The organism is Hydrogenophaga sp. LT287 (assembly GCF_055702805.1).
Genome location: NZ_JBVPZC010000002.1, coordinates 24,001 through 46,473 on the forward strand (window position 1 = coordinate 24,001; position 22,473 = coordinate 46,473).

Annotated in this window: 22 protein-coding genes and 1 pseudogene; 15 read left to right on the top strand and 8 right to left on the bottom strand. The window is 63.8% G+C overall.

What is annotated here, in order from left to right:
- Positions 1-13: 13 nt before the first annotated feature.
- The 8 genes and pseudogenes from AC0GNR_RS01965 to AC0GNR_RS02000 all read left to right on the top strand — a co-directional run bounded on the left by AC0GNR_RS01965 (position 14) and on the right by AC0GNR_RS02000 (position 8,486).
- Positions 14-1,147, top strand: coding sequence for an ABC transporter substrate-binding protein (locus tag AC0GNR_RS01965; RefSeq protein ID WP_472899332.1), 1,134 nt, complete (start codon positions 14-16; stop codon positions 1,145-1,147).
- A 214-nt stretch (positions 1,148-1,361) separates the two neighbouring features.
- Complete coding sequence (locus AC0GNR_RS01970) at positions 1,362-2,402, top strand: branched-chain amino acid ABC transporter permease (RefSeq protein ID WP_472899333.1); 1,041 nt, start codon at positions 1,362-1,364, stop codon at positions 2,400-2,402.
- A gap of 1 nt (position 2,403) precedes the next feature.
- Positions 2,404-4,173 (top strand): branched-chain amino acid ABC transporter ATP-binding protein/permease, encoded by a 1,770-nt coding sequence (locus AC0GNR_RS01975; RefSeq protein WP_472899334.1) that lies wholly within the window; start codon positions 2,404-2,406, stop codon positions 4,171-4,173.
- A 12-nt stretch (positions 4,174-4,185) separates the two neighbouring features.
- Positions 4,186-4,686: pseudogene (locus AC0GNR_RS01980) on the top strand (ABC transporter ATP-binding protein); the annotation flags it as partial.
- Positions 4,687-4,950: 264 nt separating this feature from the next.
- Positions 4,951-5,634 (top strand): flavin reductase family protein, encoded by a 684-nt coding sequence (locus AC0GNR_RS01985; protein ID WP_472899335.1) that lies wholly within the window; start codon positions 4,951-4,953, stop codon positions 5,632-5,634.
- A gap of 36 nt (positions 5,635-5,670) precedes the next feature.
- Complete coding sequence (locus AC0GNR_RS01990) at positions 5,671-7,383, top strand: acyl-CoA dehydrogenase family protein (protein WP_472899336.1); 1,713 nt, start codon at positions 5,671-5,673, stop codon at positions 7,381-7,383.
- A 70-nt stretch (positions 7,384-7,453) separates the two neighbouring features.
- A complete protein-coding gene (locus AC0GNR_RS01995) occupies positions 7,454-7,978 on the top strand; it encodes a MarR family winged helix-turn-helix transcriptional regulator (protein WP_472899337.1) in 525 nt (174 codons plus the stop codon).
- A gap of 151 nt (positions 7,979-8,129) precedes the next feature.
- A complete protein-coding gene (locus AC0GNR_RS02000; protein ID WP_472899338.1) occupies positions 8,130-8,486 on the top strand; it encodes a winged helix-turn-helix transcriptional regulator in 357 nt (118 codons plus the stop codon).
- A gap of 177 nt (positions 8,487-8,663) precedes the next feature.
- On the opposite strand, the gene AC0GNR_RS02005 is transcribed toward AC0GNR_RS02000, so the two are convergent.
- The gene (locus AC0GNR_RS02005; RefSeq protein ID WP_472899339.1) at positions 8,664-9,515 is read right to left on the bottom strand and encodes a fumarylacetoacetate hydrolase family protein; all 852 of its coding nucleotides are present in this window, start codon (positions 9,513-9,515) and stop codon (positions 8,664-8,666) included.
- A gap of 150 nt (positions 9,516-9,665) precedes the next feature.
- On the opposite strand from AC0GNR_RS02005, the gene grpE reads away from it, so the two are divergent.
- The 3 genes from grpE (at position 9,666) to dnaJ (ending at position 13,525) form a co-directional block, all read left to right on the top strand.
- Positions 9,666-10,232, top strand: coding sequence for a nucleotide exchange factor GrpE (gene grpE / locus AC0GNR_RS02010; protein WP_472899340.1), 567 nt, complete (start codon positions 9,666-9,668; stop codon positions 10,230-10,232).
- 97 nt (positions 10,233-10,329) lie between these two features.
- The gene (gene dnaK, locus AC0GNR_RS02015; RefSeq protein ID WP_472899341.1) at positions 10,330-12,270 is read left to right on the top strand and encodes a molecular chaperone DnaK; all 1,941 of its coding nucleotides are present in this window, start codon (positions 10,330-10,332) and stop codon (positions 12,268-12,270) included.
- A 121-nt stretch (positions 12,271-12,391) separates the two neighbouring features.
- Complete coding sequence (dnaJ, locus tag AC0GNR_RS02020; RefSeq protein WP_472899342.1) at positions 12,392-13,525, top strand: molecular chaperone DnaJ; 1,134 nt, start codon at positions 12,392-12,394, stop codon at positions 13,523-13,525.
- Between the two features lie 68 nt (positions 13,526-13,593).
- Here dnaJ and AC0GNR_RS02025 read toward each other — a convergent pair whose 3' ends face one another.
- The 4 genes from AC0GNR_RS02025 to AC0GNR_RS02040 all read right to left on the bottom strand — a co-directional run bounded on the left by AC0GNR_RS02025 (position 13,594) and on the right by AC0GNR_RS02040 (position 15,459).
- Positions 13,594-14,298: a hypothetical protein gene (locus AC0GNR_RS02025; RefSeq protein ID WP_472899343.1), complete on the bottom strand. Its 705-nt coding sequence runs from the start codon at positions 14,296-14,298 to the stop codon at positions 13,594-13,596.
- 275 nt (positions 14,299-14,573) lie between these two features.
- Positions 14,574-14,834, bottom strand: a complete 261-nt coding sequence (locus tag AC0GNR_RS02030) for a hypothetical protein (protein WP_472899344.1) — start codon at positions 14,832-14,834, stop codon at positions 14,574-14,576.
- A complete protein-coding gene (locus AC0GNR_RS02035) occupies positions 14,831-15,184 on the bottom strand; it encodes a type II toxin-antitoxin system PemK/MazF family toxin (protein WP_472899345.1) in 354 nt (117 codons plus the stop codon). The genes AC0GNR_RS02030 and AC0GNR_RS02035 overlap by 4 nt, the downstream gene beginning before the upstream one ends.
- A 23-nt stretch (positions 15,185-15,207) precedes the next feature.
- Complete coding sequence (locus tag AC0GNR_RS02040; protein ID WP_472899346.1) at positions 15,208-15,459, bottom strand: AbrB/MazE/SpoVT family DNA-binding domain-containing protein; 252 nt, start codon at positions 15,457-15,459, stop codon at positions 15,208-15,210.
- Positions 15,460-15,552: 93 nt separating this feature from the next.
- Here AC0GNR_RS02040 and AC0GNR_RS02045 point away from each other — a divergent pair, with 93 nt between their 5' ends.
- A complete protein-coding gene (locus tag AC0GNR_RS02045) occupies positions 15,553-16,689 on the top strand; it encodes an NAD(P)/FAD-dependent oxidoreductase (protein ID WP_472899347.1) in 1,137 nt (378 codons plus the stop codon).
- An 85-nt stretch (positions 16,690-16,774) separates the two neighbouring features.
- Here the strand turns inward: AC0GNR_RS02045 and AC0GNR_RS02050 are convergent, their stop codons facing one another.
- Complete coding sequence (locus tag AC0GNR_RS02050) at positions 16,775-17,548, bottom strand: ferredoxin--NADP reductase (RefSeq protein ID WP_472899348.1); 774 nt, start codon at positions 17,546-17,548, stop codon at positions 16,775-16,777.
- A 318-nt stretch (positions 17,549-17,866) separates the two neighbouring features.
- Between AC0GNR_RS02050 and AC0GNR_RS02055 the strand changes: the two genes are divergently transcribed.
- The 3 genes from AC0GNR_RS02055 to AC0GNR_RS02065 are packed head-to-tail and all read left to right on the top strand — an operon-like array spanning position 17,867 to position 21,621.
- Positions 17,867-18,904, top strand: a complete 1,038-nt coding sequence (locus AC0GNR_RS02055; RefSeq protein WP_472899349.1) for a ZIP family metal transporter — start codon at positions 17,867-17,869, stop codon at positions 18,902-18,904.
- Between the two features lie 60 nt (positions 18,905-18,964).
- A complete protein-coding gene (locus tag AC0GNR_RS02060; protein WP_472899350.1) occupies positions 18,965-20,368 on the top strand; it encodes an MBL fold metallo-hydrolase RNA specificity domain-containing protein in 1,404 nt (467 codons plus the stop codon).
- 38 nt (positions 20,369-20,406) lie between these two features.
- Positions 20,407-21,621 (top strand): lytic murein transglycosylase, encoded by a 1,215-nt coding sequence (locus AC0GNR_RS02065; protein WP_472899351.1) that lies wholly within the window; start codon positions 20,407-20,409, stop codon positions 21,619-21,621.
- 19 nt (positions 21,622-21,640) lie between these two features.
- Here AC0GNR_RS02065 and AC0GNR_RS02070 read toward each other — a convergent pair whose 3' ends face one another.
- Both AC0GNR_RS02070 and AC0GNR_RS02075 read right to left on the bottom strand, forming a co-directional pair.
- Positions 21,641-22,087: a hypothetical protein gene (locus tag AC0GNR_RS02070; protein WP_472899352.1), complete on the bottom strand. Its 447-nt coding sequence runs from the start codon at positions 22,085-22,087 to the stop codon at positions 21,641-21,643.
- Between the two features lie 21 nt (positions 22,088-22,108).
- A complete protein-coding gene (locus AC0GNR_RS02075; RefSeq protein ID WP_472899353.1) occupies positions 22,109-22,453 on the bottom strand; it encodes a heavy metal-binding domain-containing protein in 345 nt (114 codons plus the stop codon).
- Between the last annotated feature and the right edge of the window lie 20 nt (positions 22,454-22,473).

Sequence of the window (22,473 nt, forward strand, 5' to 3'; positions counted from 1 at the left end):
CAGGAGACAGTCCATGAAAGCCATCAAAACCCTGGTTGCCGTTGCCATCGCCACCTTGGCCAGCACCGCCGCACACGCCGACATCAACATCGGCGTCAGCCTCGCGCTCACCGGCCCCGGCTCCGGCCTGGGCATTCCCATGCAGAACCAGTTCAAGCTGTTTCCCAAGACCATCGCCGGTGAAAAGGTCAACCTGATCATCCTGGACGACGCCACCGACCCCGGCAAAGGTGCCGCCAACGCCCGCCGCCTTGTGACCGAAGACAAGGTGGACATGATCATTGGCTCGTGCATCACCTCGGTGGCGGCCGCCATGAGCGACATCGCCTCTGAAGCCGGCACGGTGCAACTGGCCGGCTCCCCCGTGGGCCTGCCACCGGGCAAAGACAAGTGGGTGTTCCGCCTGCCGCAGTCCAACACGGTGATGGGCCACGCCGTGGTCGAGCACATGAAGAAACAGGGCGTCAAAACCATCGGCTTCCTGGGCTACACCGACGCCTACGGCGAGCAGTGGCTGAAAGAAATCGGCCCGCTGCTGGACAAGGCCGGCATCAAAATCGTGGCCACCGAGCGCTTTGCCCGCAACGACACCAGCGTGACCCCGCAGGCGCTCAAGATCAACGCCACCAACCCCGACGCGGTGCTGATCGTGGCCTCTGGCAGCGGTGCCGCCATGCCCCACATGGCCATGGTGGACCGGGGCTTCAAAGGCAAGATTTACCAGACGCACGCCGCGGCCACCCAAGACCTGATGCGCGTGGGCGGCAAAGCCGTTGAAGGCGCTTTTGTGGTGTCCGGCCCGGCTGTGATTGCCGAGCAGCTGCCCGACAGCCACCCATCCAAAAAGGTGGCCATTGACTTCGTGCAGAAGTACGAAGCTGCGGTGGGTGCCGGCATGCGCAACCAGTTTGCCGGCCATGCCTACGACGCCCAGATCACGCTGGAAAAAGTCATTCCGGTGGCGCTGAAGAAAGCCAAGCCCGGCACGCCCGAGTTCCGTGCCGCCATCCGCGACGCCATGGAAACCATGGGCCGCACCATCTTCTCGCATGGCGTGATGAACTGGACGGCGGCCGACCACTGGGGTTACACGCTGGAAACCGGCGTGATGCTCAAGGTGGTGGACGGCAAGTTCAAGGTGGAGTGATTCGGATCACCCCCCTGCGCCGCTGACGCGGCTTCCCCCCTCTCAGGCGCGCCTTCGGCGCTGGGAGGGGGGACGGCATCTCGGGCCGGCGGAGCCGGACCCTGGATGCCTCTGGAGGGAGGCACTTCGCGCGTGGCGAGGGGGGTTTTCTTCGGACAGTCTTGCGCATCGCCGCCTAAGTTTTTTCAGCCATTTCTTTTCTCGTTAGGCTTCTATGGACTTCTCGATCGCCAGCATTTTGTTGCTGGACGGCCTGACCAATGGCGCCGTGTATGCCCTGCTCGGGCTAGCCACCGTGCTGGTGTTCACCGTCACGCGGGTCATCTTCATTCCCCAGGGTGAATTCGTGGCCTATGGCGCGCTCACCCTGGCCATTTTTCAAACCGGGCAGGTGCCCGGCACCGTGTGGCTGCTGTTGCTGCTGGCCGGTGTGGCCGCGCTCATGGAGCTTTCAGGCCGCTGGCAGCACCACCGCAACGCGCTGGTGGCGTTCAAGGCCGCTGGCCGCATGCTGATCGTGCCGCTGGTGGTGGCGGGCATCGCCATCTGGGCGGCGCCGCAGCAGTTTCCGCTGGCCGTGCAGGCCGCGCTCAGCGTGGCGGTGGTCACGGTGTATGGCCCGCTGGTGTACCGCGTGGCCTACCAGTCGCTCGAAAGCGCCACGCCACTGGTGCTGCTGATCGTGTCGGTGGGCGTGCATTTCGCCATGACCGGCCTGGGCCTCGTGTTCTTTGGCGCCGAAGGTTTCCGCAACCCCGCGTTCTGGGACCTGCGCCTGAACATCGGCCCGGTCATGCTTTCGGGCCAGGCCATCATCACCGCGCTGGCCACCATCGCGCTGATCGTGCTGCTGTGGCTGTACTTTGAGCGCTCGCTGCGCGGCAAGGCGCTGCGCGCCACCGCGGTCAACCGCACCGGCGCACGCCTGATGGGCATTTCGTCGCAGGCCTCGGGTCAGCTCACCTTCACCATGGCGGCGTTCATTGGCGCGCTGTCGGGCCTGCTCATCGGCCCGACCACCACCGTGTTTTACGACTCGGGCTTTCTGATCGGCTTGAAAGGTTTCGTGGCCGCCGTGGCCGCCGGCCTGGCCAGCTACCCCGGAGCGCTGATTGCGGCGCTGTTTGTGGGCGTGATTGAGGCATTCGGCTCGTTCTGGGCCAGCGCCTTCAAAGAAGTGATTGTGTTCACCCTGATTCTTCCGGTCCTGCTCTTCCGGTCCTTGAGAAGCAAGCATTCCGATGAGGACCACTGACATGAAGAACCTGCAAAACATGGGCCTGCTGGTCCTGGGCGCCGCCATTCCGCTGATCGTCGTATTGCCCCTGCCCGACTTCTGGATCACCCAGCTCAACTACATCGGCATGTACAGCATCACCGTGCTGGGTCTGGTGCTGCTCACGGGTGTGGGCGGGCTCACCTCGTTTGGCCAGGCCGCATTTGTGGGCATTGGCGCCTACACCACCGCCTGGCTCACGCTCAACACCGGCCTGTCGCCCTGGCTCACGCTGTTCGTGGGCATGGGCCTCACCGCCGGCAGTGCGCTGCTGGTGGGGCTGATCACACTGCGCATGTCGGGCCACTACCTGCCGCTGGCCACCATAGCCTGGGGCTTGTCGCTGTATTACCTCATGGGCAACCTGGACGCACTGGGCAAATACGACGGCCTGCTGGGCATCAAGAGCCTGAGCATCGGCGAATTCGACATCGGCCAGGGCCGCGCCTTCTTCGTGCTCACCTGGGTGCTGCTGCTGGCCTTCGCTGCGGGCCTGCTGCACCTGCTGGACTCGCGCGCGGGCCGCGCCATCCGGGCGCTCAAAGGCGGCTCACAAATGGCCGAGGCCATGGGCATCAGCACCTTCCGCTACAAGGTCACGATCTTTGTGCTGGCCGCGCTGCTGGCTTCGGTAGCGGGCTGGCTGCTGGCGCACTTTCAGCGCACCGTCAACCCGTCGGCCTTCGGCTTGAAGATGGGCATTGAATACCTGTTCATGGCAGTGGTGGGTGGCGTGGGCCATGTGTGGGGCGCCATCGTGGGCGCTGGCCTCATCCGCGTGCTGGAAGACCAGCTGCAGGTGCTGCTGCCCAAACTGATGGGCACCAGCGGCAGCTACGAAGTGATCGTGTTCGGCATTGCGCTGGTGATGGTGCTGAAGTACTTGCCCGACGGCTTGTGGTCTTTGGTGGGGCGCCACCTGCCCAAGCGCGCGCGCACAGTCGACTGGCAACAGGCGGCCGCCCTGCCCGAGCGGGACAAGCCCGAGGCCGGCGCGTTGGTGCTCGATGTGCGCAAGGCCCGCATGCAGTTTGGTGGCCTGGTGGCGGTGAACGACATCAGTTTCCAGATTCACGCCGGCCAGATCGTGGGCCTGATTGGGCCCAACGGAGCGGGCAAGTCGACCACGTTCAACCTGATCACGGGCGTGCTGCCCGCCACCAGCGGCGAGGTGGTGTACCGCGGCAAGTCCATCAGCGGCCTGAACTCGCGCAGCATCGCCTGCCAAGGCATGGCCCGCACCTTTCAGCACGTGAAGATGATCCCCGACATGACGGTGCTGGAAAACGTGGCCTTAGGCACCCACACCCGGGGCCGCAAGGGTGTGCTGTCCGCCATGTTGCGCGCCAACCGCACCGAAGAACAGCAGCTGTTTCGCGAAGCGCAGCGCCAGCTGGAACGCATTGGCATGGGCGCTTACCTGCACGAGCAGGCGGGCAACCTGGCCATGGGGCCGCAGCGGCTGATGGAGATTGCCCGCGCGCTGTGCGCCGACCCCGCCCTGCTGCTGCTGGACGAACCCGCCGCCGGCCTGCGCCACCAGGAAAAGCAGGCATTGGCCGGCGTGCTGCGCCAGCTCAAGCTTGAGGGCATGAGCATCTTGCTGGTGGAGCACGACATGGACCTGGTGATGCAGATTTGCGACCACCTGGTGGTGATGGAGTTTGGCACCCTGCTCACGCAAGGGCCACCAGCCCAAATTCAGCAAGACCCCAAGGTTCGCGCCGCGTACCTAGGCACCGACCACTGAAAGAGCCCCAACATGAGCACACCCCTTCTTCAGCTCAAAGGCCTGCGCGCCGGCTACGGCCGTGCCGAGGTGCTGCACGGCATCGACCTGCACGCCGACAAAGGTAGCGTCATCACCGTCATCGGGCCCAACGGCGCGGGCAAGTCCACGCTGCTCAACACCGTCATGGGCATCCTGCCGGGCCAGGGCCGCATCGAGTTTCGCGGTCAGGACATCAGCACCCTCACGCTCGAAGAGCGCGTGATGAACGGCATGGCGCTGGTGCCCGAAAAGCGCGAGCTGTTCAGCGCCATGCCGGTGGAAGACAACCTGCTGCTGGGCGGCTTTCGCCAGATGCGCCTGGGCAACGCGCAGTGGCGCAGCAAGCTCGACGATGTCTACAGCATCTTCCCGCGCCTGCAAGAGCGCCGCACCCAGCTCGCCGGCACGCTCTCGGGCGGCGAACGCCAGATGCTGGCGGTGGGCCGCGCGCTCATGTCAGGGCCCGAACTGCTGATGCTCGACGAGCCCAGCCTGGGCCTGGCGCCACTGATCGTGCGCGAGATCTTTTCCATCATCGAGCGCCTGCGCGAAACCGGCGTGACCATTGTGCTGGTGGAGCAAAACGCCCGCGCCGCGCTGCAGGTGGCCGACCACGGCTACGTGCTGGAAATGGGCGAACTCAGCGCCCAAGGCCCGGCCAGCGAACTGGCCAACGACCCCCGCGTGATCGAAACCTACCTGGGCAGCGCCCGCCAACCCGCCTGAGTCTGCAACCCCGCCACACAGAGAGACCCCATGTACTACGAACCCGGCAAAACGCCCCACGGTCTGCCGCACGACCCGTTCAAGTCGTGCGTGGTGCCGCGCCCCATCGGCTGGATATCCACGGTGGACGCGCGGGGGCGGCACAACCTGGCGCCCTACAGCCAGTTTCAAAACGTGACGTTTGACCCGCCGATCGTCATGTTCAGCGCCAACCAGACCACGCAGGGCGAACGCAAGGACTCGGTGCGCAACGCCGAGCAGATGGGCCAGTTTGTATGGAACATGGCCACCTTCCCGCTGCGCGAGGCGGTCAACATCAGCGCCGAACAACTGCCGCACGGCGTGGACGAGTTTGAGCGCGCCGGGCTGGAGAAGCTGGAAAGCCGGCTGGTGAAACCCATGCGCGTCAAAGGCTCACCGATCCAGTTCGAGTGCGAATACCTCAACACGGTGCGCTTCCCAGGCCGCCCGCCCATGGGCACGGTGGACGTGGTGTTTGGCCGTGTGGTGGGCATCCACATTGACGATGACTACATCGACGGCGACGGCTTGGTCGACGTGCTGAAGATGCAGCCCATTGCCCGCATGGGCTACTTTGACTACACCACGGTGGACAACAAGTTCCAGATGGTGATTCCCGGCAACAGCCAGGCGCTGCTGGCGGGCCTTGAAGGTTCGCCAGACAAAGCCGCGCAGGCAACCCGGCACCGCTGACACCACCCGTAAAAACGCATTGTTTCGATCACACCCATGAACGCCTACCAGCCCCAACCCGCCGAGCAACGCTTCATCCTCAACCAGGTGCTGCAGGCCGCACAGCAATTGGCGGCGCTGCCCGCCTACAGCGACTTCGATGACGACCTGCTGACGCAGGTGACGGACGAGGCTGCCAAGTTTGTTGGCGAAGTGGTGGCTCCGCTGAACCGCGAGGGCGACGAAACCGGCGCCCAGTGGAAGGACGGCGCGGTCACCATGCCGCACGGGTTCCGGGACGCCTACCAGGCCTTCTGGCAAGCCGGCTGGCCTTCGCTGGCTTGCGCCACCGAAGACGGTGGCCAGGGCCTGCCAACGGTGCTGGAGGCCATACTGTACGAAAATCTCAGCGCCGCCAACCACGGCTGGACCATGGCGCCGGGCCTGCTGCACGGCGCCTACGAATGCATCAAGCACCACGCCTCGGCCGAGCTCAAGGCCCGCTACCTGGAAAAAGTGGCTACCGGCGAATGGCTGGCCACCATGTGCCTGACCGAACCGCACGCGGGCTCAGACCTCGGGCTGGTGCGCACCAAGGCCGTGCCGCAGCCGGACGGTCGTTACGCGCTGAGCGGCACCAAAATCTTCATCTCAGGTGGTGAACACGACCTGACCGACAACATCGTTCACCTGGTGCTGGCGCGCCTGCCTGAGAGCCCGCCCGGCCCCAAAGGCCTGTCGCTGTTTCTCGTGCCCAAGTTTTACGAAGACGGCACGCGCAGCGCCGTGGTCTGCGAGCGCATAGAAGAAAAAATGGGACTGCACGGCAGCCCCACTTGCGTGATGCGTTTCGACGAAGCCGCCGCCTGTATCGTGGGCGAGCCCGGCAAGGGGCTCAACGCCATGTTCGTCATGATGAACGCTGCCCGCCTGCACGTGGGTCTGCAAGGCATTGGCCTGCTCGACGCTGCCTGGCAAAAGGCCCATGCCTACGCCCAGGACCGTCGCCAAATGCGCGCCCCGGGCAGCGCCAGCAAAGCCGGTGAGGCAGACACCATCCACCAGCACCCGGCCATGCGCCGCGTGCTCGACACCCAACGCGCCTGGGTGGACGCCGGCCGCGTGGTGGCTTACCGCACCGCGCTCGAACTCGACACCCTCAAACAGCACCCCGATGCGGCCCGCCGCGAAGCCGCTCAGCGCTGGTGCAGCCTGGTTACGCCGGTGCTCAAGTCGGCCTGGACAGACCAGGCCTTCAGCGGCGCCAGCGCTTGCCTGCAGGTGTTTGGCGGCCACGGCTATGTGCGCGAATGGGGCATTGAGCAGATCGTGCGCGACGCCCGCGTGGCCATGATCTACGAGGGAACCAACGAAATTCAGGCCATTGACCTGCTGGTGCGCAAGGTGCTGCCCGATGGCGCTGCTGCGCTGAGCGCACTGCTGAGCGAAATGGCCGCCGAGCTGGGCAACAGCCCCGACGCCGAGCGCACCCGCCAGGCCATGGCCCGCTTCACGCAATTCACCACCGAGCAATTGATCCCCGGCACCCGCGCGCCAGGCGCATCGCCCGAGCTGCCTTTTTGGTTGGCGGACGACTACCTGCGCGCCCTGGCCATGCTGCTGATGGCCTGGGCCTGGAGCCGTGTGGCCGTTGCACCGCAGGCCGACAGCCTGCGCTGGCGCACCGCCCACACCGGTTTCTGGCGCTGGGTCTGGCCCGAATTTGACACCCGCATGGCCATCATGGGCGCCAGCCTGAACGCAGCATGACGCGGCCAGGCCAGCGCAACGCGTTGGTTTGGGCGCCGGGGAGTCTGCGCGCTCGCGCTATGCTCTAACGATGTCTGAGACCTCCGTTGCCAACAACCTGCGCCGACCGCGCACCGCCCGGGCGCAAGGCGAAGCCGCCGCAGAGCCCGCCCCGGTAGCCGGGTCCGGCGAGCTGGACACCTCGTACCTGGAAACCTTGCTGGGCTACAACGCGCGCCGTGCGGCGCTGGCCGTGATTTCGGTGTTTTTGCAGCGCATGGAGCCGTTTGGCCTGCGCCCGGTGGACTTTTCGGTGCTCACCCTCATCGCACACAACCCCGGCATCACCTCGCGCCAGATCTGCACCGCCCTCGACATCTTGCCGCCCAACCTGGTGGGCATGATCAAGAGCCTGGAAAAGCGCGGGCTGGTGGAACGCCGCCCCCACCCCACCGACCGCCGGGCCCAGGGCCTGCACGTCTCGGCCGCCGGCAAACGCCTGCAACGCGAAGCGCAGAGCACCGCCACCCAGCTGGAGCAAGATGTCTCCAAGGCCCTCACGGCCGACGAGTTGCAAACCCTCAACGCGCTGCTCCACAAGGTCTACCACCGCTGAACGCATGTCCCCACAACGGCAATGGGGGTAAATCCGGATCGTTCGAACCCTTGCGCACGGGCACCATGGTCTCCAGCTAGAAAACTGCTAGCAAGCCTGCCCCACAAGCGTTAGCGGGCAGCCTGCGCCAGGCCGTCACAGGAGAACCCGCATGAGTGCCAAAGACAACGCCGCTGTGATTCGGCTGTTCGACCTGCTGGAATCGCGCTATGCCCTGCGGGTGATCTGGGCCCTGAGCGACGGCCACCCCCAGACTTTCCGCCTGCTGCAAGACAGCGTGGGCGGCGTCACGCCCAACACGCTCAACACCCGCCTGAAAGAGCTGCGCGCGGCCCGCCTGGTGGACCACTCTGGCGAGGGCTACCGGCTCACATCGCAAGGGGCCGACCTGGCCCGCCGCCTGCACGATGTGCAGCAGTTCGCCCCGAAATGGAGCCAGCAACAAGCCCGGGCGGCCGCCAACGCCGCGGCCTCCGCCCAGCGTGAGCCGGCCCGCCCGGCCGCCTGAGCCAGGCCAGAAAAGCTCAGAGGCTGAGAGTTTTTCGGGCGCGTCCGAGCGACGCCTCAAAACGTGCCCGATCAAGGCGCAAAGCACAGCCATAGCAAGGCTATGGCGCGCATTTGCAACGCCGAGCGGGTGCGTTTTGGGGTGGTGAGCGGGCACGCGCGAAAGGCTCTCAGCCTCTCAGCCTGCCGGACTGTCCACCACGGTCTGGCACTGCTCGCCCAAGCCGCGGCCGCCCAGGCGCACCACGTCACCCGCCTTCAGGTACACCGGGGGCTTCTGGCCCATGCCCACGCCGGGTGGGGTGCCAGTGGGAATCACGTCGCCGGGTTGCAGCGCCATGAACCGGCTCAGGTAGCTCACGATCTGCGCCACGCCGAAGATCATGGTGCGGGTGTTGCCCGTTTGGCGGCGCACGCCGTTCACCTCCAGCCACAGGTCCACATTTTGCGGGTTGCCCAGCTCGTCGGGCGTCACCAGCCAAGGACCCACCGGGCAGTGCGTGGGGTAGCTCTTGCCTTTGGTCCACTGCCCTTCCAGCTCGATCTGGTAGGCCCGCTCAGACACATCGTTCACCAGGCAATAACCCGCCACGTGTTGCAGCGCTTCGGCCTCGCTCACATGAAAAACCCGCTGCCCGATCACGATGCCCAGCTCCACCTCCCAGTCCAGCTTGACCGACCCGGGTGGAAGCCACACCGGGTCGTTGGGGCCACTGATGGAACCGCTGTGTTTGTTGAACACAATGGGCTGGCCGGGCGGCTTCAGGCCCGCCTCGGCTGCGTGGTCGGCGTAGTTCAAACCGATGCACACCACGTTGCCCACACCGCCCACACAGGCGCCCAGCCGGGCGCCAGCGGGCACCCGCGGCAAGGTGCTCGGGTCGAGCGCGGCCAGACGGGACATAGAATCGGGGCCCAGCGTGGCGGGTGTGATGTCGGTGAGCACGCCAGAGAGATCGCGCAAGGCGCCGCTCGCATCCAACAAACCGGGTTTTTCTGCGCCCTGCGGGCCGTGGCGAAAGAGTTTCATGGACGTTGTTCTGTGACAAAACCCCGATTTTCACCCGACGACCGCCGATTTGCCGCCTTTGCGGGCGCTCACACTTGAACTTGTGCGACAAGCCCCAAGTTACCGCCCAGCAAGCTTTGCCTTTGAATTCACGTCAAACCATCAACGCACATGAGCCAACAACCCCACTCCGCCGAAAGCACCGGCCCTGAACATGCCGCGCCTGTGAGCCCGGAAGAAGCGCTGGCCGCAGCCGCCGTGGCCGAAGCCGATGCGCTGGCAGCCCTGTCCAACGAAGTCAGCACCCTCAAAGCCCAAAACGCCGATCTGGCCGAGCAGTTTCTGCGCGCCAAGGCCGAAGCCGAAAACACCCGCCGCCGCGCCGAAGACGAGATGAGCAAGGCGCGCAAATTTGCGGTGGAAAGCTTTGCCGACAGCCTGCTGGCCGTGGCCGACAGCCTGGAAGCCGGCCTGGCCATTCAGGAAGCCACGCGCGAGCAGCTGCGCGAAGGCTCTGAAGCCACCCTCAAGCAGCTCAAAACCGCGCTGGAGCGCCACAAGGTGCTGGAAATTGCCCCCGCCGCTGGCAGCAAGTTTGACCCGCACCAGCACCAGGCCATCAGCATGGTGCCCGCCGAGCAGGAAGCCAACACGGTGGTCACCGTGCTGCAAAAAGGCTACCTGATCGCGGACCGCGTGCTGCGCCCAGCGCTCGTCACGGTGGCCGCGCCCAAATAAGTCTTTTGTGCGGGTAACCCCTTGAAAGCAAGGGGGTTTATCCACACATCCAGAACATCCTTTTTACCAATTCATTTACCAATCCGGAGCAAACAACATGGGAAGAATCATCGGCATCGACTTGGGCACCACCAACTCGTGCGTGTCCATCATGGAAGGCAACACCACCAAGGTGATCGAGAACTCGGAAGGTGCGCGCACCACGCCGTCGATCGTGGCTTACCAGGAAGACGGTGAAGTGCTCGTGGGCGCCAGCGCCAAGCGCCAGGCCGTGACCAACCCGCGCAACACGCTCTACGCGATCAAGCGCCTGATTGGTCGCAAGTTCACCGAGAAAGAAGTCCAGAAGGACATCAACCTCATGCCTTACTCCATCGTGGCCGCCGACAACGGCGACGCCTGGGTGGAAGTGCGCGGCAAACAGATTTCGGCCCAGCAGGTCAGCGCCGACATTTTGCGCAAGATGAAGAAAACCGCCGAGGACTACCTGGGCGAGCCGGTGACCGAAGCCGTCATCACGGTACCGGCCTACTTCAACGACGCCCAGCGCCAAGCCACCAAAGACGCTGGCCGCATTGCCGGCCTGGACGTGAAGCGCATCATCAACGAGCCCACCGCTGCGGCCCTGGCCTTCGGCCTGGACAAGCAGGAAAAGGGCGACCGCAAGATCGCCGTGTACGACCTGGGTGGTGGCACGTTTGACGTGTCGATCATCGAAATTGCTGACGTCGACGGCGAAAAACAGTTCGAGGTGCTGTCCACCAACGGTGACACCTTCCTGGGCGGCGAAGACTTCGACCAGCGCATCATCGACTACATCATTGGCGAGTTCAAGAAAGAACAAGGCGTTGACCTGTCCAAAGACGTGTTGGCCCTGCAGCGCCTGAAAGAAGCCGCTGAAAAAGCCAAGATCGAGCTGTCCAGCTCGGCCGCCACCGACCTGAACCTGCCCTACATCACCGCCGACGCGTCGGGCCCCAAGCACCTGAACATCAAGCTCACGCGTGCCAAGCTCGAAGCCCTGGTGGAAGAGCTGATCGAGCGCACCATTGCACCGTGCCGCATGGCCATCAAGGACGCCGGCATCAGCGTGGGCGACATCCACGACGTGATCCTGGTCGGCGGCATGTCGCGCATGCCCAAGGTGCAGGAAAAGGTCAAAGAGTTCTTCGGCAAGGAGCCACGCAAAGACGTGAACCCCGACGAGGCCGTAGCCGTGGGCGCCGCCATCCAGGGCCAGGTGCTCTCCGGTGACCGCAAAGACGTGCTGCTGCTGGATGTGACCCCGCTGAGCCTCGGTATCGAGACCATGGGCGGCGTCATGACCAAAATGATCCAGAAAAACACCACGATCCCGACCAAGTTTGCGCAGGTGTTCTCCACCGCGGAAGACAACCAGCCGGCCGTGACCATCAAGGTGTTCCAGGGCGAGCGCGAAATTGCTTCGGGCAACAAGTTGCTGGGCGAGTTCAACCTGGAAGGCATCCCGGCTTCGGCCCGCGGTACGCCCCAGATCGAAGTCTCCTTTGACATCGACGCCAACGGCATCTTGCACGTGGGCGCCAAAGACAAAGGCACCGGCAAGGAAAACAAGATCACCATCAAGGCGAACTCGGGTCTGAGCGAAGACGAGATCCAGCAGATGGTGAAAGACGCCGAACTGAACGCCACTGACGACAAGAAAAAGGTCGAGCTGGTGCAGTCTCGCAACCAGGGCGAAGCCATGGTGCACAGCGTGAAGAAGAGCCTGGCTGAGCACGGCGACAAGCTGGACGCAGCGGAAAAAGAAGCCATTGAGGCAGCTGTGAAAGACGTCGAGGAAGCACTCAAAGGCGAAGACAAAGAAGCCATTGAAGCCAAGACGGAAACGCTGATGTCGGCCAGCCAGAAGCTGGGCGAAAAGGTGTACGCCGCCTCGCAGGCCGAGCAAGCTGCGGCCGCTGGTGGCGCCACCGAAGGCGCTGGCCAGGGCAACGCCAGCAAGGCCGCTGACGACGACATCGTTGACGCCGAAGTCAAGGAAGTCAAAAAGGGCTGATCGCCACCCCACGAACGGTTGCACTGGCCCTCACCGGCCACGCAACCGATCAGCCGCCGCGCCCGGGCATTGAAAAATGCCCGTCCGCGGCGTTTGTGTTCAAACAGAACTGCACGACACCATGGCTAAACGAGATTTTTACGAAGTGCTGGGCGTTCCGAAAAACGCTTCAGACGAAGAAATCAAGAAGGCGTATCGCAAGCTGGCGATGAAGCACCACCCCGACCGCAACCAGGGTGACGCGGCGAAGGCCGCCGAGGAGCGCTTCAAGGAAGCCAAAGAAGCCTACGAAATGCTGTCGGACCCGCAGAAAAAAGCGGCCTACGACCAATACGGCCACGCCGGTGTGGACCCCAACATGCGCGGCGGCCCTGGTGGCGCTGAGGGCTTTGGCGGTTTCGGCGAGTCGTTCGGCGACATCTTCGGTGACATATTTGGCGGCGCACGCGGCCAGCGTAACGGGCGCCAGGTGTACCGCGGCGCTGACCTGTCGTACGCCATGGAAATCTCTCTGGAAGAAGCGGCGGCCGGCAAAGAAAGCCAGATCCGTATTCCCTCCTGGGACGACTGCGACAGCTGTAAAGGCACCGGCGCCAAACCCGGCACCAGCGTCAAGACCTGCTCCACCTGCCACGGCCAGGGCCAGGTACAAATGCGCCAGGGCTTCTTCAGCGTGCAGCAAACCTGCCCCACCTGCCACGGCAGCGGCAAGATCATCCCCGAGCCCTGCACCGCTTGCCACGGCCAGGGCAAGATCAAAAAGCAGAAAACGCTGGAAATCAAGATCCCAGCCGGTATCGACGACGGCCAGCGCATCCGCAGCACCGGCAACGGCGAGCCTGGCCAAAACGGTGGGCCTTCAGGCGACCTTTACATTGAAGTGCGCCTGCGCAAGCACGACATCTTTGAGCGCGAAGGCGACGACCTGCACTGCCAGGTGCCGGTGAGCATGACCACCGCTGCGTTGGGCGGTGAAATCGACGTGCCCACGCTGCAAGGCAAGGCCACCATCGACCTGCCTGAAGGCACGCAAAGCGGCAAAACCTTCCGCCTGCGCGGCAAGGGCGTCAAAGGCGTTCGCAGCAGCTACCCCGGTGACCTGTACTGCCACGTGGCGGTGGAAACGCCGGTGAAGCTCACCGAACACCAGCGCAAACTGCTCAAGGAACTCGACGAATCGTTCAAGAAAGGCGGCCACAAGCACAGCCCGAATGACAAGGGTTGGTTTGAGAAGGCGAAGAGCTTTTTCAGCTGATTGACGCTGGAGGGTTCAGAAACAAGAAGGGGCGACGGGTGACCGTCGCCCCTCTGCTTTCTGGACAGCTATTTTTGAATAGCTTCCAAAGAATTATTTAACCAAGTCCGAAGCTCCACAATCGATATCCACCAAACCCCAATCTTCGCAGCATCGACTTCGATCAGTTTTCCGCCATCATCTTTGTATAGCAATACTCCACGATGAGCAACTTTATTTCGACAACGAAATAAGTGATCAATGCTCTCGAAATCTTTCGGGCGATCCTCACGAAAACTAGCTCCAAAGGCTTCGCGCGCAATAGGATCTAAAAGATCAAGGACTTTTATGGACACTCTCGCTCGATCTTCTAAATAATCAAAGGCAGCGCCCGCAGGTGTCTTTTGGGCAAAAAACTTTCTTTTAATAGCAATTTCTACACCAATCGCCATTTCCAACACAGCACGCCGAAGCCCCCCTTCAAACCATGCTGTTTGTGCATCTGCGAGAAAAGCATCAACCAGAGACTCCTCTGCAGGTTCTGAGAGAAATCCAAAGAAGTCTGGTAACAAATCAAGAGTTAGTGGCTTAGTCCCGAGTCGTTCATAAGCGACTTCGTGACCCGGGACAACACAGACATTTGTGCGAGCCAACTTGACACCATCTTCGTCAAACCATTCTGGTACTCCAACATCAATCCCACCATGAGTCAAAAGGTGACCAATAGGCGATTGCAGCTTGTAGCTTGTAGCGAAAATAACGTAGAACCCGAAAAACTGTTTCCCGAGCGGCATCCTGATAGCACCGATGCCTATTCAACAAATAGTTCTGCTGTACAGAAAGATCCCTCCCTCCTCCAGGCAGACTCGAAATCTCGGGTATTGATTCATCTTCCTGCCTTGTAACAACAACCTTTAGTGCAGCAACACTAGTAAGCCTCTCATGAGAGTCATCTGTCGAATACCATCCTTTTGAAAAAATCAACTGAATATCATTAGTAAAATCCCCAGAGATGAAATGACCCTGTGCAGAGTCGCAGCCATCAGGAAACGCAACCAAACAGGGAGCATCAAGCTGAACAACAAAATGAGCTGAAAGTTGAGCCATTCAATTTCCTCAAAAAAACAGATCGACATCCATTGAGAAACGATTCGGTCTTCTTCAACGCTTCCGCATCCCCCTTCACCGCATGAGCCGCCCCGCCCTTCCCCCACAGCACCCCGGCCAGCGGCATGTCCAGGAACTTGGAGCACATCGCGGTCGAGTCGATCTTGGGTTGGGCTTGATCAGGTCGCTTTCGGCGAAGACAAAAGTAGTTCGAATCAATCATGCCAACCCAATGATCTGGTTGAGCAGACTGCGCACCTCAGCAAAAGCGGCGTCGTTGAGTTGCTTCAACGGATGAGGCGAAGCGTGTCGAGCACGCCAGTCGAACGACTTGGGCTGGTGGCACAGCACGTAGCTCGTCTTGCCCGCCTTGGCGCCTTTGGCCACGCCGGCCGCCACCGCAAAGGGGTTGTCGGCGTTGTAGGCAGCGGTGGTCATGGGCAAGCCGATGACCAACGAGGTGCGGTGATTGAAAGCGCGGGGCGAGAGCACCAGAAACGGGTGGATGTCGCGCATTTCCTGCCCGGCCTGGGGGTTGCAGTCGATCCAGATCACATCCTGGCGCTCAGGCACCCATAGTACTGGTACGCGTCTTGTCACCAACGCTCGGCTCCGACCGGCGCAGTGGCCATGGCTTCGCCTCCATGGCGGGCCGGGTCAAAGCGCTTGAGACGCTCTTCCAGCGACAGCTCGCCGGGCGCCAGCGGCTCGATGACCACGCGACCGCTCTCCACTACCATGCGGACTTGCTGGCCGGCGTGCAGATTTGCCTCGCGTGCCACCGCTTGCGGCAGTCGAACCCCGAGGTTGTTGCCCCAGTGCTTGATTGAAAGAATGGCTTCGGCCATGATGGATTCCTTGTTTATACGAAGTTTAAACACATCTTTCTTATGAAGCAAGACCATCCACATAACCAGAATCTACTGCCCACCGGAATGCCCATGACCGCCACGGACACCGACTTCCTCATCCTCGGCGCCGGCATTGCTGGCGCCTCCACCGGCTATTTCCTGGCGCCGCATGCGCGCTGCGTGATGCTGGAGCGCGAGAGCCAGCCGGGCTACCACAGCACCGGGCGCTCGGCGGCGCAGTTCATTGCCAGCTACGGGCCGCCGCACGTGCGTGCGCTGTCACGGGCGAGCGAGGCTTTTTTCAAGCAACCGCCGGCGGGGTTTGCCGAGGCGCCGCTGCTCATGCCGCGTGGCCTGCTCACGGTAGCGGGGCCGGACGAGATGCACCACCTTGACGAAGCCTGGGCGGTGCTGAAAGACGTCAGCCCGCGCGGCCGCCGACTGACTGCTGCCGAAGCGCTGGCCATGGTGCCGGCGCTTCGGCCGGACAAAGTGAGCGCCGCCATTTATGAGCCGGACAGTTTCGACATGAACGTGCATGCTATCCACCAGGGATACCTGCGCGGTTTCAAACGCGCGGGTGGCGAGTTGGTTGCGGATGCGCAGGTGGTGTCCATCGAGCGAGCGGGCGACCATTGGCAGGTGCGCACGGTCGCGGGTGCGGCGTACGCGGCCCAGGTGCTGATCAACGCGGCTGGCGCGTGGTGCGACGCGGTCGCAGGCATGGCGGGTGTGGCACCCATCGGCCTGGTGCCCAAGCGCCGCACCGCGTTCACCTTTGCCTCGCCAGCCGGCTCCGCCGACTGGCCGCTGCTGCTGGCGGCAGACGAGAGCTTTTACATGAAGCCCGATGCCGGTGCACTGCTGGCGTCACCCGTCAACGAAGACGCGACACACCCGCAGGATGTGCAACCCGAGGAACTGGATGTGGCGCTGGGCCTGCACGCGGTGGAGAGCTGGACGACGCTGCAGCCCCGCCCGACGCACACCTGGGCAGGCTTGCGCTCATTTGTGGCCGATGGCGAACTGGTGGGCGGCTTTGACGCACACGCGCTGGGCTTTTTCTGGTGCGCCGCGCAGGGCGGCTATGGCATACAGACCAGCGCTGCCATGGGGGAAGCCTGTGCGGCGTTGGCGCTGCGCCGGCACTTGCCAGAAGAATTGGTGCGCCATGGCGTCAGCGCCGATGCGTTGTCGCCGCTGCGGCTGCAAGGCCTGGCCGGGTAAAGCCCCGGACCATCCAACAGACTCCTCGGCTCGGCGTTACCTACAGCCCAGGCTTCAGCGGCTGAAACCCAGCCGCTTGGTGCTGTCAGCTGCCCGCAAAAGCCCGCTCGATCACGAACTCGCCTGGGCGGCTGGTGCTGCCTTCTTCGAAGCCGTATTGCTCGGCCAGGCCTTTCAGGTCGCGCAGCATTTCGGGGCTGCCGCAGATCATGATGCGGTCTTCCGCCCGGTTGAGCTGGGGCAGGCCCAGGTCTTTGGCCAGTGTGCCGTTTTCAATCAGCGTGGGAATGCGGCCCTGGTGCTCAAACGCTTCGCGCGTGACGGTGGGGTAGTACAGGAATTTTTGCGCCACCATCTCGCCCAGAAACTCGTCCTGCTTCAGCGTTTCCGACAGCAGTTCGCGGTAGGCGAGTTCTTTCACTTCGCGCACGCCGTGCACCAGCACCACTTGCTCGTAGCGCTCGTAGGTTTCGGGGTCGCGGATCACGCTCAGAAACGGTGCCAGGCCGGTGCCGGTGGCAAACATATACAGGCGCTTGGCCGGCAGCAGGTAGTCGATCAGCAGCGTGCCGGTAGGCTTGCGCCCCACCAGCACCGTGTCGCCCACCTGAATATGCTGCAACTGCGAGGTGAGCGGGCCGTCGGGCACCTTGATGCTCAGGAACTCCAGGTGCTCCGCGTAGTTGGGGCTGGCAATGCTGTAGGCGCGCACAAGCGGCTTGCCGTTGATGCGCAAGCCAATCATGGTGAAGTGGCCGTTGGAGAAACGCAGGGACGAACCCCGGGTGGTGGTGAAGCTGAACAGGCGGTCGGTCCAGTGGTGAACGCTCAACACGCGCTCTTCGTCAAATGCACTCATGGGGTCCGGGAAGTTGGTGAGAAAACAGAATGCAGGCCATGCACACGGCGGCTGCCGCGCATACGCCCAGGACTGTGGATGCCGCAAGCCAACCCTGTTCGGCAACACTGGGGCAACCCCGGATTGTAAAACGTGTGAAAACCCTTCCCTTGGGCGCTGACATGCACGGGGCACACCGATGCCTTTGAGCGGTCGGCTGATCCACCACCTATGGAATCGATAAAAACGATCGACTGGCGTTTTTCAATAGTTTTTGACAAACTACTGATCAAGGGCGATTGAAAACACGTCGCCCGCCCAAGCCAGGAGCAAACCAACATGACAGCCCTCATCCGACAAGTCCGCCCGGTCTGGGCCCAAGTGCAGCGCTTTGAATTGCCCGTGCCGCCCCACGCCGTGGTGCACAGCCTGCTCGCACTGGGCGCTGGCCTGCTGCTGATGGCGGGCGTGGTGTCGCTCAGCACGTTCTGGGCGCCCACCCGCGCCTGGTGGGATGCGGCGCACAACGGCAGTGCCATGGCAGCGGGTGTGCAGGCGTCGTTGATCGCGGCGATGGCGACCGCTGTGGGTGCCTTGCCCGTGTTTCTGGTGCAGCGGGTGAGCAAGCTGCAAGAGGCGGCACTCATGTCTTTCTCGGCCGGGGTGATGCTGGCTGCCGCCATCTTTGCCTTGCTGCTGCCTTCGCTGGCCGCTGGCCAGGCTTTGCTGGCGGGCGTGGCGGGCGGCGCCACGGGTGCCGCTGCGCTCAGCGGTGTGGGCCTGGCGTTGGGCATGGGCATCATGCTCGCCATTGACCGCTTCACACCGCACGAACACGCGGTGTTGCCACCGGCAGCGCCGGGCCACGCCGGCCAATGGGCCGCCGGCGGGCCGGTGGACCAGGCTGCAGCGCAACGCGCCTGGCTCATGGTGCTGGCCATCCTCATTCACAACGTGCCCGAAGGCTTGGCGGTGGGCGCGGCTTATTCCGGCGCGGCATTGGGCGTTGACACGGGCGGCACAGCACAGGCGGGCGCCTCGGTGGCGCTGGCCATTGGCTTGCAGAACATGCCCGAGGGCCTGATTGTGGCGATGGCCCTGCGCACCCTGGGCCGCAGCGCGGGCCAGGCCTGGGGCGTGGCCGCCCTCACCGGGCTGGCCGAGCCACTGGGCGCCATCCTGGGTCTGTGGGTGCTGGGTAGCGTGCCGGCGTTTTACCCGGTGGGCCTGGCGCTGGCGGCGGGTGCCATGCTGTTTGTGGTCAGCCACGAGATCATTCCCGAAACCCACCGCAATGGGTTTGAGACCGTGGCCACGTCCACCCTGCTGGGGGGCTTCATCTTCATGCTGTTGCTCGACTCAGCCTTGGGCGGCTGAATGGCCCTGCCTTGACGGAACGCTTGGGGGTTGCGCCCGGCCGGGGGTACGATGTCTTGCATGAACGTACACATTCGCTTTCTGGGCGCAGCCGGTACCGTCACCGGCTCCAAATATTTGGTGGAACACGCGGGCCACAGTGTGTTTGTGGACTGCGGCCTGTTTCAGGGCTACAAGCAACTGCGCCTGCGCAACCGCGACCCGCTCCCGGTGATGCCCAACCACATCAACGCGGTGATCTTGACCCATGCGCACCTGGACCACAGCGGTTACCTGCCCCTGCTGGCCAAGGAAGGCTTTCACGGCAAGGTGTGGGCCACGCCCGCCACGCGGGACCTGGCCAAAATTTTGCTGCCCGACAGCGGCCACATTCAGGAAGAGGACGCCGCGTTTGCCAACCGCCATGGTTTCTCCAAGCATGCACCCGCCTTGCCGCTTTACACCGAAGACGACGCGCACGAAAGTCTGAAGTTGTTCAAGACCGTGCCCATGGGGCAGCGCTTTGAGCCGGTGCACGGCTGGACGGCGCAGTTTTTCGGCGCCGGCCACATCCTGGGGGCTTCCAGCCTGTTGCTTGAAGTGGGAGGACGGCGCATTGTGTTTTCGGGCGACCTGGGCCGCCCCGACGACATGCTGATGAAGCCCCCCGAAAAGCCCCCGGCGGCCGACGTGGTGGTGATCGAGTCCACCTATGGCGACCGCGAGCACCCCGAAGAAGACGTGCTGGCCGAGCTGGGCCCGGCCCTGCAGCGCGTGGCCGCGCGGGGCGGCACCGCCGTGGTGCCGGTGTTTGCGGTGGGCCGCGCGCAAGAACTGTTGCACGCCATAGCCCTGCTGAAAGCCAACGGTGTGCTGCCGCACAGCCTGCCCATTTACCTGGACAGCCCCATGGCCATCCACAGCACCGACCTGTTTTCGAAGCATGTGGGCGAACACCGGCTGAGCGCTGCCCAATGCGAAGCCATGGAACGCGTGGCCAAGATGACACGCACGGTGGAAGAGTCCAAGGCGATTGCCCTGCAACACGGCCCCAAAGTGGTGTTGTCTGCCAGCGGCATGGCCACGGGCGGGCGCGTGTTGCACCACCTGGCCCAATACCTCGGCCACCACCGCAACATGGTGGTGCTGGCCGGCTACCAGGCGCCCGGCACACGCGGCGCCACGCTGGCGGGGGTGGCCAACCAGGAAGGCGGCACACGGGGATCGCCAGCCCCCCACAGCCACCTGCGCATCCACGGGCAAGACATCCCCGTGCGGGCCGAGGTGGTGCAGCTCGCTTCGGCTTCGGCCCACGCCGACGCCAGCCAGCTTATGGACTGGTTGCGTGCCATGCCCGCTGCGCCGCGCCGGGTGTTCGTGACGCATGGCGACATGGAAGCGTCTGACCGGCTGCGCCACCGCATCGAAACCGAGTTGCGCTGGCAGGCGCTGGTGCCCGAGCACGGCAGCACCTGGGGCGTTTGACCGCCCCCCCGCACGGGGCATGCCCGACAATCCGATACATGAAGACCACCGCTACCGTTACCACCCTCTTCCCCGCCCTGTTGAGCGCCTGCCTGTTGCTGGCGGCCCCCGCCTGGGCCCAGGCGCCGAATGCCGAGTTCGACGCCTGCCTGAACAACCTGCGCGCACCCGCCCGCGCCGCTGGCGTGCAAGACGCCACCTTTGCCCAGCACACCCAGGGGCTGGTGGCGGACATGAGCGTGATCGACAAGCTGAACTTCCAGCCCGAATTCCGCATGGCAATCTGGGACTACCTGGCCGGCCTGGTGGACGAAGAACGCGTGGCCGAGGGCCAGGCACTGCTGGCGCAACACGCCGACACACTGGCGCGCGTGCAACAGCGCTACGGCGTGGATCCGGCCACCGTGGTGGCGGTGTGGGGCGTGGAAAGCAATTTTGGCCAGACCTTTGGCAAATACCCGCTGGTGCAGGCGCTGGGCACGCTCTCTTGTTTTGGCCGGCGCCAGGCCTTTTTTCGCGGCGAGTTTTACGCCACGCTGCGCATCTTGCAGGCCGGGCACATCGCGCCCGAGCGGCTGGTGGGTTCGTGGGCCGGCGCCTTCGGCCACACCCAGTTCATGCCCACCACCTTTGAGCGGCTGGCGGTAGACTTTGACGGCGACGGCAAACGCGACCTGATGGACAGCACCGCCGACGCCCTGGCCTCCACCGCCAACTTTCTGGCCAAAGCCGGCTGGCAAACCGGCCAGCCGTGGGGCTTTGAAGTGAAGCTGCCCGCCGGCTTCAGCACCACCGGCGAAGGCCGGCGCACCAAACGCCCCATGGCCGAATGGACAGCGCGCGGCCTGCGCCAGGCCGACGGCTCAGCCCTGCCCACCCAGGCAGGCAGTGCGGGCTTCCTGGCGCCCGCCGGCCCCCAAGGCCCGGCATTTTTGGTGTTTCGCAACTTTGACGCGCTGTACAGCTACAACGCGGCAGAGAGCTACGGCCTGGCCATTGCCCACCTGAGCGACCGCCTGCGCGGCGCGGGCCCGTTCACCACCGCCTGGCCCACTGACGATCCTGGCATTTCGCGTGCCGAGCGCCGCGAACTGCAAGGTCTGCTGATTTTGCGCGGTCACGACATTGGTGACGTGGACGGCATGTTGGGCGAGAAGAGCCGGGCCGCTATTCGCCTGGAGCAGGCGCGGCTGGGGCACGACGTGAACGGGCGTGGCGGACTGAAGCTGTTGCAAGCGCTGCGCGGCGGCTGAGAGTCTGAGGCAACCCGCCTCAGAGCCACCCAAATTGCGCCCGCACGTCACGCGCCGTGACGTTCACCGGCGCCGTGGGGGCCGCCGTGTATTGCCGCAGATTCGGCGCCCGCACGCCACCGCTGTTTTGGCCCAGCACGGCCACGCCCTTGATGCGCCAGCCCAGCTCGCGCAGCGCGGCCACATAGGCTTGTGCATCGGGGTATTCCAGGGTGTCGGTTTTGTGCGGTTCCGGCGAAAGGCAAAACAACACCGCTTCGGCGCGGGTTCGGGCCACTTCGGCGACAAATTGCTCCACCGTGACCCGTGTGTCTTGCAAGGTCCCCACACGGGCGTAAAAACGCAGAGGTTTTTTGGCGCTCTGGAGCTGGATCTCGCGCACGCTGCGGTTGAAGCAACCTGTGAGGCTGCGCACCAGCGAGGCTTTGCGGGTGTTGGTGTTGCCGATGATGATGTAAGCGTCCATGGGGTGTTTCAAGCCTTCATGTCAGAGCTTCACCGCCGTGCCGCTCACGGCCACCATCATCATGCCGTTGTTCTCGCCCAGCACTTCGTAGTCAAAGTCGATGCCAATCACGCCGTTGGCGCCCATTTCTTTGGCGGCTTCCACCAGGCCTTCCATGGCGGCGTCGCGGGCACCGGCCAGCGCACGCTCGTAGCCACCAGCGCGCCCGCCCACCACGTCGCGCACCGACGAAAACATGTCACGAAAGATATTGGCGCCAATGATGGCTTCGCCGTTGACCACGCCGAGGTACTGGCTCAGCGCAATGCCATCGGGCGAGGTGGTGCTGAGGAAAAAGTTGTCGGTGCTTTTGGAAAACCAGCCCATGGTGAACGTCCCTGTAACGC

Bases quoted from the DNA above. Each gene is read 5' to 3' on its own strand.
- AC0GNR_RS01965 (WP_472899332.1), top strand. From the start codon at position 14: ATGAAAGCCATCAAAACCCTGGTTGCCGTTGCCATCGCCACCTTGGCC.
- AC0GNR_RS01970 (WP_472899333.1), top strand. From the start codon at position 1,362: ATGGACTTCTCGATCGCCAGCATTTTGTTGCTGGACGGCCTGACCAAT.
- AC0GNR_RS01975 (WP_472899334.1), top strand. From the start codon at position 2,404: ATGAAGAACCTGCAAAACATGGGCCTGCTGGTCCTGGGCGCCGCCATT.
- AC0GNR_RS01985 (WP_472899335.1), top strand. From the start codon at position 4,951: ATGTACTACGAACCCGGCAAAACGCCCCACGGTCTGCCGCACGACCCG.
- AC0GNR_RS01990 (WP_472899336.1), top strand. From the start codon at position 5,671: ATGAACGCCTACCAGCCCCAACCCGCCGAGCAACGCTTCATCCTCAAC.
- AC0GNR_RS01995 (WP_472899337.1), top strand. From the start codon at position 7,454: ATGTCTGAGACCTCCGTTGCCAACAACCTGCGCCGACCGCGCACCGCC.
- AC0GNR_RS02000 (WP_472899338.1), top strand. From the start codon at position 8,130: ATGAGTGCCAAAGACAACGCCGCTGTGATTCGGCTGTTCGACCTGCTG.
- AC0GNR_RS02005 (WP_472899339.1), bottom strand. From the start codon at position 9,515: ATGAAACTCTTTCGCCACGGCCCGCAGGGCGCAGAAAAACCCGGTTTG.
- grpE (WP_472899340.1), top strand. From the start codon at position 9,666: ATGAGCCAACAACCCCACTCCGCCGAAAGCACCGGCCCTGAACATGCC.
- dnaK (WP_472899341.1), top strand. From the start codon at position 10,330: ATGGGAAGAATCATCGGCATCGACTTGGGCACCACCAACTCGTGCGTG.
- dnaJ (WP_472899342.1), top strand. From the start codon at position 12,392: ATGGCTAAACGAGATTTTTACGAAGTGCTGGGCGTTCCGAAAAACGCT.
- AC0GNR_RS02025 (WP_472899343.1), bottom strand. From the start codon at position 14,298: ATGCCGCTCGGGAAACAGTTTTTCGGGTTCTACGTTATTTTCGCTACA.
- AC0GNR_RS02030 (WP_472899344.1), bottom strand. From the start codon at position 14,834: ATGATTGATTCGAACTACTTTTGTCTTCGCCGAAAGCGACCTGATCAA.
- AC0GNR_RS02040 (WP_472899346.1), bottom strand. From the start codon at position 15,459: ATGGCCGAAGCCATTCTTTCAATCAAGCACTGGGGCAACAACCTCGGG.
- AC0GNR_RS02045 (WP_472899347.1), top strand. From the start codon at position 15,553: ATGACCGCCACGGACACCGACTTCCTCATCCTCGGCGCCGGCATTGCT.
- AC0GNR_RS02050 (WP_472899348.1), bottom strand. From the start codon at position 17,548: ATGAGTGCATTTGACGAAGAGCGCGTGTTGAGCGTTCACCACTGGACC.
- AC0GNR_RS02055 (WP_472899349.1), top strand. From the start codon at position 17,867: ATGACAGCCCTCATCCGACAAGTCCGCCCGGTCTGGGCCCAAGTGCAG.
- AC0GNR_RS02060 (WP_472899350.1), top strand. From the start codon at position 18,965: ATGAACGTACACATTCGCTTTCTGGGCGCAGCCGGTACCGTCACCGGC.
- AC0GNR_RS02065 (WP_472899351.1), top strand. From the start codon at position 20,407: ATGAAGACCACCGCTACCGTTACCACCCTCTTCCCCGCCCTGTTGAGC.
- AC0GNR_RS02070 (WP_472899352.1), bottom strand. From the start codon at position 22,087: ATGGACGCTTACATCATCATCGGCAACACCAACACCCGCAAAGCCTCG.
- AC0GNR_RS02075 (WP_472899353.1), bottom strand. From the start codon at position 22,453: ATGGGCTGGTTTTCCAAAAGCACCGACAACTTTTTCCTCAGCACCACC.